The following is a 14012-nucleotide window of genomic DNA, read 5'->3' as shown; positions in this document are numbered from 1 at the left end:
GAGCATCGATGGCGTGAATGCGAATGTAAATGCGAACCAATCGCAATTATCGCGCACTCTCGACGTGCTGCATAGCAGGTGGGAAGCGGGCTGGCCCGCGATTCGTCACCCACGGGCGGACGAGCGAGGGGCGATAAGCTTCGCCCAATCGAGCCAAGGCTTCCTTCGCCAGCAAGAAGGTCGAGGCATCGCGGGCGAGCCCGCTTCCCACCCCTTTATTCAGTTCAGCGGGCGAACCCATATGTTGCGAAAGCTCAGGGGCGGCGAAGGGTCGCCGTGAGCCTGTAGCTTGATCGCAGCCTCGGCGTAGGGCGTGTACCTGGGCTTGCCGACGTGGAAGGTTTCGCCAGCGAGTCGCACATGGTTCTGCACCAGCACGCCGTTATGGAAAAGTGTCACATAGGCGGGCGATTCGACGGCACCGCCGGCGCTGAAAACGGGCGCCGTCCAGATCAGGTCATAGGTCTGCCACTCACCGGGCGGACGCATCGCGTTGACCAGGGGAGCGGCCTGCTTGTAGATGCTCGCCGCTTGTCCGTTGACGTAGGTCGCGTTCTTCCATGAATCCATGATCTGGATCTCGTAGCCCTCGTCGCCGGGCCCCGTGGAGGCGAGGAATACGCCGCTGTTGCCGCGCTCCTGGCCCTCGCCGGTGATGTCCTTGGGCACCTGCCATTCCAGGTGCAACTGGTAGTTTCTGAACCGTCGCCGGGTCTGGATGTTGCCGGACGCCTTATCGACCGTCACCACGCCGTCGTGCACCTTCCAGCGCGCGGCCGAATGGTCCTTCGATGATTCCCATTGGCTCAGGTCGCGGCCATCGAACAGCACGATGGCGTCGGACGGTGGCGCGCCGGCCGGTCCGGGCGTCACCACCTTCGGTACGGGCTCCCACTGCTCGGTCGCCTTGGGATCGGTCTGTGCCGGTGAGGACGAGGGAAGGGCCGCCGCCAGCACGAAGAGCAGCGGGACAGTAGCGCTTTGCCAATTCACGGGATTAGTCCTCCGGGCGGATAGGGAGCCAGCCGTCGATCATGACGGCTGGCGGCGCGCGGGGGAAGATCGCCTCGTGACGTCAGAAGAACCGGTAGTTGAAGCTCACCGTGAAGCTGCTCGGCGGTGCGTAGTAGAGGTTGCTGAATTCATCGAGCACGAAGTACTTCCGGTTCAGGAGATTGTCCGCGTTCACCTGCACCGAAGCCTGCTTGCCGATCGCGTAGCGGGCCATCGCACCGAGCAGCATCACCGAGGATTGATCGAGCCGTTGCGGACCGTTCGGACCATCGACCTGGGCGTGGCTGGCCGATTGCCAGTTGGCGCCCCCGCCGATCGTCAAGCCGTTCCATGCGCCGGGCAGGCGATACGTGGTGAACAGGCGGATCAAGGTCCGCGGCAACGCCGTACGCAACGCGCCACCATTCCGCGGCGCTTTCACGTTGAAGTGTGACCAGCCGAACGTGCCGTTCCAGGATTCCGACATATCGCCCGAGACTTCGAATTCATAGCCACGTGACTTCGTCCCGTTCACCGCGTTGTATGCCTGCGTCCGCCCGTCAGGCAGGTACTCGCCCACCGCGGCCTCCGCCACGTTGTCCTGGCGCGTCTCGAACAGGGTCAACGAGGTGTTCAAGGCACCATCGAAATGACGGCCCTTGAGGCCGACCTCGCGGCTGCTGCCAAGCACGGGGTCGAGGAAGCTGCCGTCGGCGCGGCGGTTGCTCTGCGGATCGAATATCTGCGTGTAGCTCGCGAACGCGGAGTAGGTGCCGTCGATGTCGTAGATCAGGCCGGCATACGGCACCGTCTTCGTATGCTCGTGGTGATACACGCCACTGGTGCTGTCGTTGGTGTCGTTCTTCCAGCGGCTGTAACGGGCGCCCAGGATGAGTTTCAGCGGGTCGGCCAGGGAGAGGCGAGCCGCCGTGTAGATGCCGCCCTGATCGGTATGCGTGGCGCTGTAAGGCGTCTTGTCGACGGCGAAGTCGGGATAGGGATAGCTGCCGTTCCATTGCAGGAAGTTGCCGACGCCCGGCAGGTCGCCATGTTCACGTTCCCACGAATCCTGCGTGTAGTGCGACCCGCTGACGCCGACCACCAGTTCGTGCTCCCGGCCCCATGCCTGGAACGGCCCGGACGCGTAGACGTCGAGCAGGTTCTGTCGGCCGGCATCGGTGCCCCGGTAGGCAAAGGGCGCGATGCCTTCACCAGTCCCACGGTTGGGAAACCCGTAGACATAGAACAGCGCATCGTCGCCGTCGGTTTCGCGGCGGCTCGCCATGACCCGCAACTGCCAGCCGTTGTCGAAGCTGTGCTTGAGGTCGGCGAAGGCGGTGCGGGTCGTGTTGTCCCAGTAGGTCCAGTCGGCCGCGCTAGTGAACCCGCGCGGCCATTCGATGAAGCCACCGGTGTCGTCGAAGACGGGATACGAACCCCAGGTGACACCTTTCGGCGTGGTGCGCTGATAGTCGTAGCCGAGGCTGAGCACGGTATCGGTGCCCAAGTCGGCATCGACCACGCCATAGAACACGCTCTTCTTGGTGCTGTAGCGGTCGAGGTACGAATCGCCGTCCTCGTAGGCCGCCACCACGCGGCCACGCACGCTGCCGGAGGCGTTCAGCGGCGAGGAGATGTCGAACGTGCCGCGGCGCGTATCCCACGACCCATAGCTGAGGGAAGCGTCCGCCTGGAGCGTGCGGCTGTCGGCACGCTTGCGAACGAAGTTGATCATGGCGGACGGACTGCCCGCGCCGCTCATGAGGCCGGTGGCACCGCGTACCACCTCGACGCGTTCGTAGATGGCGGTATCCAGGCTGCCGTCGGCGGAGCTGGAGTTGAGGCCGGCGGCGATGGGCACGCCATCGTAGGCCATGTTCTCGATCTGAAAGCCGCGTGCGTAGAACACCACGCGTTCGGTGTCGTAGGCGCTCGACGAAACGCCCGTGGTGTTATCCAGCACCTCGCGCACGTTGGTCAGGTTCTGGTCTTCGATGCGTTGCTCGGTGACGACGCTGATCGATTGCGGCGTGTCCTGCGGCGTCAACGACAGACGGGTGGCGGCGGAACTCTGTTCGGCGGCATAGGAGGGTGCACGCTGGCCCTTGACGGCGACGGCATCGAGCGTGGTGGCGGCATCCGGGGCGTTGGTCGCCGATTGCGCGAACGCCCCGAGAGGCAATGCCGTGGACAGGCAAAAAGCGAGCACGGCCGGCCGCGTCCGGTGGAAGTGGGTCGGGAACATGAGGGAGCCCCTAGGCATTGGACGAAGGGCACCGATGGGGCCCGCGTGGTTCAGTCGACTGGCTCGCTAGGGGCTGGCTGGTCGTATCGCGGTGGTATTCTACATAATTCCTACAGGCTTCAACCCATGGCACTCAAATCCACGGTCTTCAAGGCCGACCTGCAGGTCAGCGACATGGACCGGCATTACTACCAGGCCCATGCGTTGACCATCGCCCAGCATCCGTCCGAGACCGACGAGCGGATGATGGTCCGGGTGCTCGCGTTCGCGTTGAACGCGGACGACGCCCTGGTCTTCGGCAAGGGGCTCAGTTCGGACGACGAGCCCGACCTGTGGCGCAAGGAGCTGACTGGCGAGGTCGACCTGTGGATCGAGATCGGCCAGCCTGACGAACAGCGCATCCGACGTGCCGCGGGCCGTTCGAAGCGCGTGATCGTCTATACCTACAGCGGGCGCAGTGCAGAGGTGTGGTGGAAGAAGACCTCAGCCGCCGTCGCACGCACGAAGAACGTCTCGGTGATCGACGTCGCGCCGTCCACCGTGGAAGCGCTGGCCGCGTTGACACAGCGCTCGATGCAGATCCAGTTCATGGTGCAGGATGGCCAGGCCCAGGTCATCGGCGGCGATGCCGTGGTTCCGGTGGAACTGACGACGCTGGCCTGACGCCGTGCGCCGCGTCGAGCGGCCCGCACCCGGTATGACGCGCTAATACCTTTAGATGTAGTGCTTCGTCAAGGGGCGCTTGCTAAGCTCGCGAGCGCCGGCTACCGCCGCTCACGGACCAGCGGATCTCGAACCACGGAACCTGTCCATTCCCATTGCGTTCCCGCCCATCGCGCGGAACCGTCGGAGGAGTGTTGTCATGTCGTCAGAGTTCGCTTCATTCGGTCGTTGGCATTTCCTCACCGCGTCAGCCATTCTCGGCGCGGCAAGCATCATCCTTCCTTCCGCGGCGCACGCCGCCACGCCGCCCGGGGAAAGCGCCTCGATCCGGCCCTTTCCGAAGGTGCATATCCCCGATGAAACCCTCGCGGACCTGCGCCGGCGGATCGCCGCGACCAAGTGGCCCAAGAAGGAGACGGTGACCGACGCGACCCAGGGCGTGCAGTTGGCCACCATGCAGAAGCTGGCCGCGTACTGGCAGTCCGATTACGACTGGCGCAAGGTAGAGGCGAGGTTGAACGCCTTGCCGCAATTCGTGACCACCATCGACGGCGTGGACATCCATTTCATCCATGTCCGCTCGAAGAACAAGAACGCGTTGCCGGTCATCATCACGCACGGATGGCCGGGCTCGATCATCGAGCAGCTGAAGGTCATCGATCCGTTGACCAACCCGACGGCGCATGGCGGCAGCGCGTCGGACGCGTTCGACGTGGTGATCCCCTCCTTGCCTGGCTATGGCTTTTCGGGGCAGCCCGCCACGACCGGCTGGGATCCCCAGCACATCGCCCGGGCATGGACCGTGCTGATGAAACGCCTCGGCTATAAGCACTTCGTCGCCCAGGGCGGCGACTGGGGCGACGCGGTGTCCGAGCAGATGGCGGTTCAGGCGCCACCCGAGCTCCTGGCGATCCACACCAACATGCCCGCCACCGTGCCGGACGATATCGCCAAGGCGCTCTCGGCGGGAGGACCGCCGCCGGCCGGCCTGTCCGCCGATGAAAAGAACGCGTACGAACAACTCGATTTCTTCTACAAGCATGGCCTCGGCTACGCCCAGGAGATGACGAACCGGCCGCAAACCCTGTACGCCATCGAGGATTCTCCGGTGGGTCTCGCCGCCTGGATGCTCGACCACGACGCGCGCAGCTATGAGTTGATCACCCGCGTGTTCGACGGGCAGACCGAAGGCCTGTCGCGTGACGACATCCTCGACAACGTGACGCTCTACTGGGTCACGAACACGGCCGTCTCATCGGCGCGGTTGTATTGGGAAAACAAGCTCGCCTTCTTCGAGCCGAAGCACCTGACGATACCGGTCGCGGTAAGCGTCTTCCCCGACGAGATCTACGCGGCGCCGAAGAGCTGGGCGGAAAAGGCGTTCCCGAAGCTCATTCACTTCAACCGGCTGCCCAAGGGCGGGCACTTCGCGGCCTGGGAACAACCGGCGATGTTCGTCCAGGAGCTGAGGACGTCGTTCAAGTCGGTCCGTCAGGACGGCGCGCGATAACGGCCAGCTGGCGGGACAGCCAGGACAACGCCACGCAGGCGAGTCCCGCCAGCACCCAGCCCGATGCCGGTCCGCCGGCTTGCTGGAATACCTGCCAGTAACGCGTGCCGTAGATCACGGCCGCGGCGACCAGGGCGACGGCGAACACGGCCACAAGCACGCGTGAGAGCGGTCGCTCGATGCCGCCTTCATAGCGCGCGATGCGAGCCGCGGCCCTTGCGACGAAGTCGCCTGGCGGGGCGCCGACGGGGTGCGAAAGCACGGCGCGGGCCACCTTGCGGTACTCCAGGGCGAGCGGGTCGAGGTCGATGGGGGCCTGGCCGCGCGCCGCGCGCAGGCCGCGTTCCTGGGCTTCCCACTCTCGTTCGTCGTTCATGCTCGTATTCCCATGCGTGATTCCAGTATCTCCCGCAGCATCCGGCGGCTGCGGAAAAGATGACTCTTGATGGTGCCGTCGGCCATGCCGGTCACCCGGGCGATCTCGCCGATCGGCATTTCTTCCAGATGGTAAAGCGTCAGCAGCGTCCGTTGCACCGGCGGCAGGGATTCAATGGCCGCATGCAGCCGGGTGCCCATTTCCTCGTCCGCTACGGTGGCTTCGAGGTCGAAGCCGTCGCCGACCCGTTCCGCCAGCGGGACCCCTTCCTCATCGCCCGACGCCTCGACCAAGGGAATGCGCTTGCGCTCGAGGTGCCGCTTGGCCACGGAGTACGCCACCTGGGCGATCCAAGACTTCAAGGCACTGTCGCCGCGGTACTGGTGCAGCGATTGGTGGATGCGAAGGAAGACCTCCTGGCAAAGCTCGCGGGTGTCGTCCGGGTGCCTGACCATGCGGTCCACCACATGCCAGCAGAGGTTCTGGTACTCGCGCACCAGCCGTTCGAACGCCCCGGGCTTGCCGGACAGGACATCGCCGACCAGGGCGAGGTCGGTGGCGATCGCGTCGGCGAGGGGAGGGGGCTGGATGGTCATTCCCTAATAGGGATACGTCGTGCAGGCCTCCGGTTGCAATCGAATCCTGCAACCGGAGGCGGCCGGGCCGTATCTCCTTGGGTGTACCCATCCCACAGGAACACCGTCCCATGGACTTCACGCTCCTCATCCCGATCACCATGTTCGTCTGCATCGCCTATTCGGTGAAGGTCGTCGTCGATGCCTATACCCGCCGCCGGATCGTCGAATCGCGCGGATCGGAAGACATGGTGCGTTCGTTGCTCGAAGGCGAAGCCATGCGGCGGCGCCAGGCTTCGTTGCACTGGGGCTGCGTCCTCGTCGCCCTGGCACTCGGCTTCGGCCTCGTCGAAGTGACTGGTGTGGATCACGCGACGCCGGGCGTCATCGGTTTGCTGCTGGGGGCGACGGGCCTGGGCAACCTCGCCTATTACGTGTTCGAGCGCCGCGGGGCCAAGGCCAGCGCATGAACCGCTTCCTCGCGCTCGGAACCCTGGTGCTGGCGGCGATGCCGATCGTTTCGCGGGCCAGCCCGCCGCCCGATTTCGCTCCGCTAGCGGCGCTCATCCAGCAGACGAAAGGCGCGACCGCCTTGCCCTCGGGAACGGCCATCGCCGTCATCAGGCATGGCAAGGTCATCTACGAAGGCTATTTCGGATACGCGGATATCGCGGCGCGGACGCCGGTCACCCGCGACACGGCGTTCTACATCGCTTCGGCGACCAAGCCGTTCTTCGCCCTGAACGCGCTGCTCCAGGAGGACGCCGGCCAGCTGGACATGCGCATGTCGTTGCACGACATGTTTCCCGAAGCACGCTTCGCAGGCTTCGACGCCAGCGCGGTGACCGTGAAGGATCTCCTGGTACATACCTCGGGAGTGGACAACCAACCGCTGGTTTGGGCGACGGCATACAGCGGTATCCACGACGCGAAGTCGCTACGGGGCCTGGTTTCCGTTTCGTATCCCGACGAAAAAGCGGCTCGTGGAACCTTCAAGTACACCAACGTGGGATACAACATCCTCAGTGTCTGGCTCGACGGCCACATGGCGGAGCCGTGGCAGGACCAACTGGAACGGAACCTCCTGCATCCGCTCGGCATGCGGCGAACGTCGGCCCATATCTCCAGGGCCCGGGCCGCGGGCTGGACGCTGGCGAAGCCCTATTCGTTCGCCAGTGCCAAGCCGGACCAGCCCTTGTACATCGCCAAGTCGGACACGACCATGCACGCGGCGGGTGGGCTGGTGTCCACGGCGCCGGACCTCGCGACGTTCCTGATCGCCCAGCTCGGCTCGGGACAGCGGCAGGCCGTGCCGCGCCGGGTCATTCGCCGGTCGCACGAGCCCCAGGCCGCCTTGACGGCGAAGTACATGGACTTCCCGCGCACCGGCTACGCGTGGGGCTGGTACACGGGCGAGTACAAGGGAAGGACGATGCTGCACCACTTCGGCGGATTCGCGGGTTTCCACGCGCACCTGTCGTTCATGCCGGACGAAGGCATCGCATTGGTCGTGCTGAACAACGAGGATGTTCTCGGCGCGCAGGTGACCAGCCTCATCGCCGATTATGTCTACGGAACCCTGCTGGGCGAGCCGGATGTCACGGCGACGGTGTCGCGGCGGTTCGATGCCTTGCGGACGAAGGCCGCGGAGGTATCCCTCACGGCAGCCCGGCAGAGGGCGGCGATCCAGGCGCGCGCCTGGGCGCTGTCCCGGCCACGCGCGGAATATGCTGGCACCTATTCCAACGACCTGCTGGGCGACATGACTGTCCAGGTCGACGAGGACCGCGGGATGGTCATCCGCTGGGGCAACGTGCAGGCGGTCGCCGCCGGGGGTGAAGCACCGGACCGGGTGCGCGTGGAGTTCGCGCCGAACTCGGGCGACTTCCTCGACTTCCGTACGGAGAACGGTGCGGTGACCGGAATCTCTTTCGAGCGAATGGTTTTCAGGAAGTCGCCTGCGGAAGGCTGACCGCGCTATCCGGCAAACCCGCCACCGTCGAGGAAGGCCTGTTCTTCCGGCGTCGTCTCGCGCCCCAACTCATGATTGCGATGCGGAAAGCGGCCGAAGCGCTCGATGATGTCGTGGTGAACCTGCGCATAGGACAGGTAGTTTCCGCCCAGCTTGGCGAACAACCGCACGGAGAGCCGCTGGTCGGCCATGTCTTCGGAATGCTCGAAGGGCAGGTAGCAGAAGGCCCGCAGTTCGGCGTCGACCTGGTCATCGAAGCCATGCTGAATCATGTGCCGCGCAACGAATCGTGCGAGCGGGTCGGTGGCGTACATGTGCGCGCAAGCGCGGAAGGCGTTGCGGGGAAACTGGTCGAGGAGGATCACCAGGGCGAAGCAGCCGTCGGCGCTTTCCAACCACGCGTCGAGCTCACGCCGTGCCGCGGCCATGTGCGCGGCGAGGAAGTGATCGCGAAAGATCCGGTCGAAGGCGGCATCGCTGGCGAACCATCGGTCGTAACCGGCGTCGCGCCAGAAACCCAGGACACGTTCCGGTGTTTCCGGTGGCGCGAGGACGGGAAGGGTGTCGGTCATGTCGGTCACCTGCTCATGGATGAGAGAAGCTTACCGGCAAATGCGCGGGTGGGGCTGTCGACTGTTGCGCCGCGAGCAACGCGATGTATACGTTGCCGGATATACCGTGCCGGCCGCAAACGACTTAACATCCCGGGGCCATGAGCACGCACCGGAGAGACCGATGAACGAGTCGTTCGCCAAAGATATCGCACCACTTTTCACCGACGGCGACGCCCGCTGCATGGGAGGCATGGGCGTCAGGCTGCGCGAGTTCGACTATATGGCCGACCCGAAGGGCGATGCGGTGTATCCGGATCATGCCAATGCCCGCCATGTGCTCGCCCGTCTGAATGGCGCCGAGACGCCGCGGATGCCGCCTGGGGGTGAACCGTGGGACGAGGAGAAGATCGGGCGGTTCGAGTCCTGGATGCGCGCATGGTTGCCGTGAGGCGGGCCGGTGGCTGATACGGTCGTTTCCCAGCCTGTCGCCGCGAAGCTCACCCACGCCGCGATCTTCCTCGTCGTGACGCTGGGCCCCGACCCGCGCGGTGACGAGGCCGTCCGCGAACTCTGCGGTGACATGGCGTCCCTGCTGCGCGGGATCGGTTTCCGCCATCCCGATCGCCGTCTTTCCTGCGTCATGGGCTTCGGCTCGGCGGCGTGGGACCGGCTGTTCGGCACGCCTCGCCCGGCCTCCTTGCATCCGTTCCGGGAACTACAGGGCGTGCACCACGCACCGTCGACACCTGGCGATCTGCTGTTTCATATCCGGGCGACGCACATGGATCTGTGCTTCGAACTGGCCAGCGAGATCATGTCGAGGATCGGTTCCCACGTGACCACGATGGACGAGGTGCATGGCTTCAAGTACTTCGACGAGCGCGACCTGCTGGGCTTCGTCGACGGCACGGAAAACCCCGTGGGCCACGATGCGGCCAACGCGACCATGATCGGCGAGGAAGATCCGGCGTTCACCGGCGGCAGCTATGTCATCGTGCAGAAATACCTGCACGACCTGAAGGCATGGAATGCGATTCCCGTGGAGCAACAGGAGAAGATCATCGGCCGCCGCAAGCTTTCCGATGTCGAGTTGCGAGAGGCCGACAAGCCGTCCTACGCGCACAACGTGTTGACGAACATCGAGGAAAACGGCGAGCAGTTGCAGATCGTGCGCGACAACATGCCCTTCGGCGAGGTGGGCAAGGGCGAGTTCGGCACCTATTTCATCGGCTACGCGCGTTCGCCCGCCCGCATCGAACGGATGCTTGTCAACATGTTCATCGGCGATCCGCCCGGCAACTACGACCGCATCCTGGATGTGAGCAAGGCCGTGACGGGCACGCTGTTCTTCGTGCCCTCGGCGACATTCCTGGCAGGCGTCTAGACCTGCTTCTCGCTACGACAGGGTCTTGAGGTAGGCGGCGAGCACCACGGCGTGGTTGATGGCGGGATCGTGCGCGCCGTAGAGCAGGGTGGCATGACGGCCGTGCAATTCCGCCAGCAAGGCCGCCGGCGCCGGACTGGCCGCCAGCTCCTTCCGATAGGCTTCGGCGAACGCGTCGAAACGCTCCGGTTCGTGATCGAACCACTTCCGCAGGTCCGGGCTAGGCGCGACGTCCTTGGCCCAGATGTCGATCGCGGCGCGCTCTTTGGTCATGCCACGTGGCCATAGCCGGTCGACCAGCACACGGACGCCATCGGCTTCGGCGGGGGCGTCGTAGACGCGCTTTACGTTGAGTCTGGGATGCCGCGTGGTCTTCGTCATGGCTGTGGTCGGTCCGTGTGGTCAGGGCTTCGCCTTGTCTGCGCCAATGCTATTACCACGAACCGCGGGACCCTGGATTGGATCGGACGATCCGGTCGTTTCACGGCGCATCGCATCGTCCCAGTCCTTAAGAAAAGCGGCGCGTTTCATCTGGTCCAGGTACACCAGCAATTCGGGACCCAGTGGAATTGGCCGCGTCGGTCCCAGCCGCTCCAGCGAGCCCGCCGGGCTGGGGATGTCGATGCGTATGGGCAGGATGCCGCTGTGTTGCGCCAGGACAGCCTGGCCCCGGCGGGACAGCAGGTAATCGACGAAATGGGCCGCCTCACGAGGCTGGCGTGCCGTCTTCGAAATAAGGACGGTGCGCGAAATCGCGAGGGTGTAATCCTGGGGCTGGACGATCGCGAGCGGCGCGCCATGCTCGATACGCACTTGCGCGTAAGAACCGAGCAGGTTGTAGCCGAGCGTGAGTTCGCCACGCTCGATGCGGTCCAGCAGGGCGGTGGTCCCATCGTCCGTGTGGGCGGCGCTGTGACCGAGCGCCGTCGACAGCGCCGCGGCCATCTGGCCGACGCGCGCGTCCTGCGTCGCAAGAAAGTAGCCGACGCTGCTCGATCGTGCGTCGTAGATGCCGATGCGGCCGAGCAGCGGCGAGGACGGGTCCAGCAACATCGCCAGAAGCGCCTTGTGCGAAGCCGGCGCCTGGTCGCTCCGCATCAGGCGTGTGTTGTAGACCATCACCACCGGCTCGTAACTGAAGCCGTAGATCTCATGCCGCCATTGCGCCCACGCCGGAATCGCCACCGCCTCGGGCGATTCGTACGCCAGCGCGTGCCCGTCGTTGACCAGCTTGCTTTGCAGGTCCATGGCGCTGCTGATCACCAGGTCGGGGCTCGTGTTCGTGGCCTGTGCCGCGAGATACTCCGTGTAGAGCTCCTGTGCGCCGCGCTCGCGATAACGAATGGCGGTGGACGGATGAAGCGTGCGGTAGTCCTCAATAAGCGCATCGAACACTCCGGTATCGGTCGAGCCCAGGATATCGAGCGTCACGCCCCCGGGCCGCCGCGCCGGATAGACGGATACGTGATCCTTCGCGGCATGCAGCGGGCCGATGACAAGGAGGAGAAAGAGCGCCAACCAACGATTCATGGCCACCTTCCCGGCAAGTCGAGGATGACCTTCAGGCCTCCTTCGACTCGATTGCTCAAGGTGATCTCGCCACCGTGACTTCGCACGACGCGGCGAACGATCGCGAGCCCCAGGCCCGCGCCGCCTTCGCCGGACGTGGCGCCCCGGTGGAACCGCTCGAACAATCGCTCGGCATCGACCGACGCGATGCCGGGCCCATGATCGGTGAGGACCACCCGCAGTCCGCCGTCGATACGAAGCAAGGCGATCTGCAACGGTCCCCGCTGGGGTGCACCGTACTTCAACGCGTTGTCCACGAGGTTCTTGATCGCTTCGCGCAACATCAGCGCGTCGCCGCGCATCGGCGCAACCGAGTCCAGGCCTTCGGTCAGCACGACCGGACGAGGTTCGAGGTGAGGCACGCTCTCATGCAAGGCCTGCCGGATGACGTGGGCGAAATCGATCGGCTCGAAACGTCGCAGGTGCTCCCGATGAAGGACACTGGCATCGCTGAGCAACTGGTTGGTCAGACGGGTGAGCACGCGAGCATTGCGTTCGATGGCAAGGAGGCTTCGTTTCTGCTCTTGCGGATCGTCTTCGTCGACGGCCAGTTGGGCCTGCGCGTGCAGGGCTGCGAGCGGCGTCCGCAACTGGTGGGCCGCATCGCCAACGAAGGCGCGCAAGGTGTCCAGGTTCTCGCCGAGCCGCGCCATGAAGCGGTTCAGCGCGCCGAGCATCTGGCGCATTTCCTGGGGCATGTCGTCCTGCAGCGGTCGCAGGTCCGATGGATCGCGGGCGCGCAACTCACGCTCGAGGCGCACCAGGGGGCGGAGTGCGCGGTTGACGACGAACCACAGGACAGCGAGGGCCGCGACGGTGAGCAGGCCGATGGCCAGGGTGGCGCGCCAGGCCATGTCGGAGATCAGCGATTCGCGCGCGCGCCGGGTCTGGCCGACTTCGATCGTCACCACGCCGACACGGTCAGGGCTGGAGACACGGCGGTCGAGGCTGATGAAGCGCACGCGCTCGCCGCTGTAGTCGGCGTCGAAGAACGTGATGCCGTCCTTCTTCTTCGCCGGCGCACGGGGCACGTCATCGTAGCCCGTCAAGGTCTGTCCGCCGGGCGCGGCTACGCGATAGAAGACCCGGTCCTCGGGTGCCATCGCCAGCAGGTTCAGGGCGACGTAGGGCAGGTCGACCTGCCACTGCCCGTGGTCGAAGGTGACCCGGTCGGCGATGGCTAGCGCCGAGGCGTTGAGCAGATGGTCGTAGGCGTCATCGGCGGCGCGACGGCCATAACCGCGGGCGGCGAGGAAGAGCAAGAGCATGCCGGCCACGAATAGGGCACCCAGGGAGAGCAGCAGGGTTCGCCGGATGGAGCCACGTGCGGCCGGCAAGTCATCCATGGCCAGGAGTCACCGCCGCTTCGGCCATGTAACCGACGCCGCGCACCGTGCTGATGCGGATGACGTCACTGCCGAGCCGCTTGCGCAGCCGTCCCACGTAGAGTTCCACCGCGTTCGGCCCGCCACTGTCGTCGAAACCGAACAGACGGCTGGCGAGTTCCTGCTTTTCGACCACGTGCCCCAAGTGGCCCACGAGGATCTCGAGGAGGCTGTATTCGCGGCGGGGCAGTTCCACCGGCTCGCCATGCAGGAAAAGGCGGCGGGCGGCATGGTCGAGGGTCAACGCGCCGACATGCACGGTGCTTGTGGAATGCACCTGCCTGCGACGAATCAAGGCCCTGCACCGCGCCTCGAACTCGCGGAAATCGAAAGGCTTGCCCATGTAATCGTCGGCACCCACGTCGAGCGCGTTGACGCGGTCTTCGATGTCGGCGCGTGCGGTGAGCATGAGGGTAGGGGTGTCGTCGCCACGTTCGCGCATCCGTTCGAGGATCGAGATGCCGTCCATCCGGGGCAGGCCAATGTCGAGTACCACCAGGTCGTAGCGTTCGTATTCCAGGAGACCGCTCGCGGTGAGTCCGTCGGCTTGCCAGTCGACCGTGTGTCCACTGCGTCGCAGACGGCGAATCACGGCATCCGCGAGATCCGCGTTGTCTTCGATCAACAGTATGCGCACAAGTGATTCCGCGTGTTTTCCGGTCGGAGGACAAGGATATGCCGAATCAGCGAGCGCGTGTTTTCACGGTGCGGTGCACCATGCGATGACAGGTCTTCGACAGCCGCGATTCCCTACCGTTCGATCTCGATCCAGGGAGAGAGAACGAC

General features: G+C 65.0%; 15 protein-coding genes. 6 read left to right on the top strand and 9 right to left on the bottom strand.

Annotated features, from left to right (window positions below):
- Positions 1-219 precede the first annotated feature (219 nt).
- Positions 220-993 (bottom strand): 3-keto-disaccharide hydrolase, encoded by a 774-nt coding sequence (locus tag QFZ41_RS00425; RefSeq protein WP_429196843.1) that lies wholly within the window; start codon positions 991-993, stop codon positions 220-222.
- 82 nt (positions 994-1075) lie between these two features.
- Complete coding sequence (locus QFZ41_RS00420; protein ID WP_429196841.1) at positions 1076-3238, bottom strand: TonB-dependent siderophore receptor; 2163 nt, start codon at positions 3236-3238, stop codon at positions 1076-1078.
- 126 nt (positions 3239-3364) lie between these two features.
- Between QFZ41_RS00420 and QFZ41_RS00415 the strand changes: the two genes are divergently transcribed.
- Together QFZ41_RS00415 and QFZ41_RS00410 are read left to right on the top strand one after the other, a co-directional pair.
- Complete coding sequence (locus tag QFZ41_RS00415; RefSeq protein ID WP_426284614.1) at positions 3365-3901, top strand: YaeQ family protein; 537 nt, start codon at positions 3365-3367, stop codon at positions 3899-3901.
- Between the two features lie 199 nt (positions 3902-4100).
- Entirely contained in the window at positions 4101-5411 is a 1311-nt protein-coding gene (locus QFZ41_RS00410; protein WP_429196838.1) for an epoxide hydrolase family protein, read from the top strand.
- On the opposite strand, the gene QFZ41_RS00405 is transcribed toward QFZ41_RS00410, so the two are convergent.
- Both QFZ41_RS00405 and QFZ41_RS00400 read right to left on the bottom strand, forming a co-directional pair.
- Entirely contained in the window at positions 5380-5787 is a 408-nt protein-coding gene (locus QFZ41_RS00405; RefSeq protein WP_429196836.1) for a hypothetical protein, read from the bottom strand. The genes QFZ41_RS00410 and QFZ41_RS00405 overlap by 32 nt on opposite strands.
- On the bottom strand, positions 5784-6383 hold the full coding sequence (locus QFZ41_RS00400; protein WP_429196834.1) for an RNA polymerase sigma factor: 600 nt from the start codon (positions 6381-6383) through the stop codon (positions 5784-5786). Before QFZ41_RS00400 ends, QFZ41_RS00405 begins: the two co-directional genes overlap by 4 nt.
- Before the next feature lie 110 nt (positions 6384-6493).
- Between QFZ41_RS00400 and QFZ41_RS00395 the strand changes: the two genes are divergently transcribed.
- Both QFZ41_RS00395 and QFZ41_RS00390 read left to right on the top strand, forming a co-directional pair.
- Positions 6494-6832: a hypothetical protein gene (locus tag QFZ41_RS00395; RefSeq protein WP_429196832.1), complete on the top strand. Its 339-nt coding sequence runs from the start codon at positions 6494-6496 to the stop codon at positions 6830-6832.
- A complete protein-coding gene (locus QFZ41_RS00390; RefSeq protein WP_429196830.1) occupies positions 6829-8334 on the top strand; it encodes a serine hydrolase domain-containing protein in 1506 nt (501 codons plus the stop codon). The genes QFZ41_RS00395 and QFZ41_RS00390 overlap by 4 nt, the downstream gene beginning before the upstream one ends.
- Positions 8335-8339: 5 nt before the next feature.
- Here the strand turns inward: QFZ41_RS00390 and QFZ41_RS00385 are convergent, their stop codons facing one another.
- Positions 8340-8906, bottom strand: a complete 567-nt coding sequence (locus QFZ41_RS00385; protein WP_429196828.1) for a DUF924 family protein — start codon at positions 8904-8906, stop codon at positions 8340-8342.
- 163 nt (positions 8907-9069) lie between these two features.
- Here QFZ41_RS00385 and QFZ41_RS00380 point away from each other — a divergent pair, with 163 nt between their 5' ends.
- Together QFZ41_RS00380 and QFZ41_RS00375 are read left to right on the top strand one after the other, a co-directional pair.
- Positions 9070-9336, top strand: a complete 267-nt coding sequence (locus tag QFZ41_RS00380; protein ID WP_429196826.1) for a hypothetical protein — start codon at positions 9070-9072, stop codon at positions 9334-9336.
- A gap of 9 nt (positions 9337-9345) precedes the next feature.
- A complete protein-coding gene (locus QFZ41_RS00375) occupies positions 9346-10272 on the top strand; it encodes a Dyp-type peroxidase (RefSeq protein ID WP_429196824.1) in 927 nt (308 codons plus the stop codon).
- 12 nt (positions 10273-10284) lie between these two features.
- On the opposite strand, the gene QFZ41_RS00370 is transcribed toward QFZ41_RS00375, so the two are convergent.
- The 4 genes from QFZ41_RS00370 to QFZ41_RS00355 are packed head-to-tail and all read right to left on the bottom strand — an operon-like array spanning position 10285 to position 13863.
- Complete coding sequence (locus QFZ41_RS00370) at positions 10285-10653, bottom strand: DUF488 domain-containing protein (RefSeq protein WP_429196822.1); 369 nt, start codon at positions 10651-10653, stop codon at positions 10285-10287.
- 21 nt (positions 10654-10674) lie between these two features.
- A complete protein-coding gene (locus QFZ41_RS00365; RefSeq protein ID WP_429196820.1) occupies positions 10675-11802 on the bottom strand; it encodes an ABC transporter substrate-binding protein in 1128 nt (375 codons plus the stop codon).
- Positions 11799-13187 (bottom strand): sensor histidine kinase, encoded by a 1389-nt coding sequence (locus QFZ41_RS00360; protein WP_429196818.1) that lies wholly within the window; start codon positions 13185-13187, stop codon positions 11799-11801. The genes QFZ41_RS00365 and QFZ41_RS00360 overlap by 4 nt, the downstream gene beginning before the upstream one ends.
- Positions 13180-13863: a response regulator transcription factor gene (locus QFZ41_RS00355; RefSeq protein WP_429196816.1), complete on the bottom strand. Its 684-nt coding sequence runs from the start codon at positions 13861-13863 to the stop codon at positions 13180-13182. The genes QFZ41_RS00360 and QFZ41_RS00355 overlap by 8 nt, the downstream gene beginning before the upstream one ends.
- Positions 13864-14012 lie beyond the last annotated feature (149 nt).

The sequence above is a fragment of the Luteibacter sp. W1I16 genome, assembly GCF_050434905.1.
In the GTDB taxonomy this organism is placed as follows: Bacteria; Pseudomonadota; Gammaproteobacteria; order Xanthomonadales; family Rhodanobacteraceae; genus Luteibacter.
This window is presented reverse-complemented; position numbering and strand designations above follow the sequence as displayed.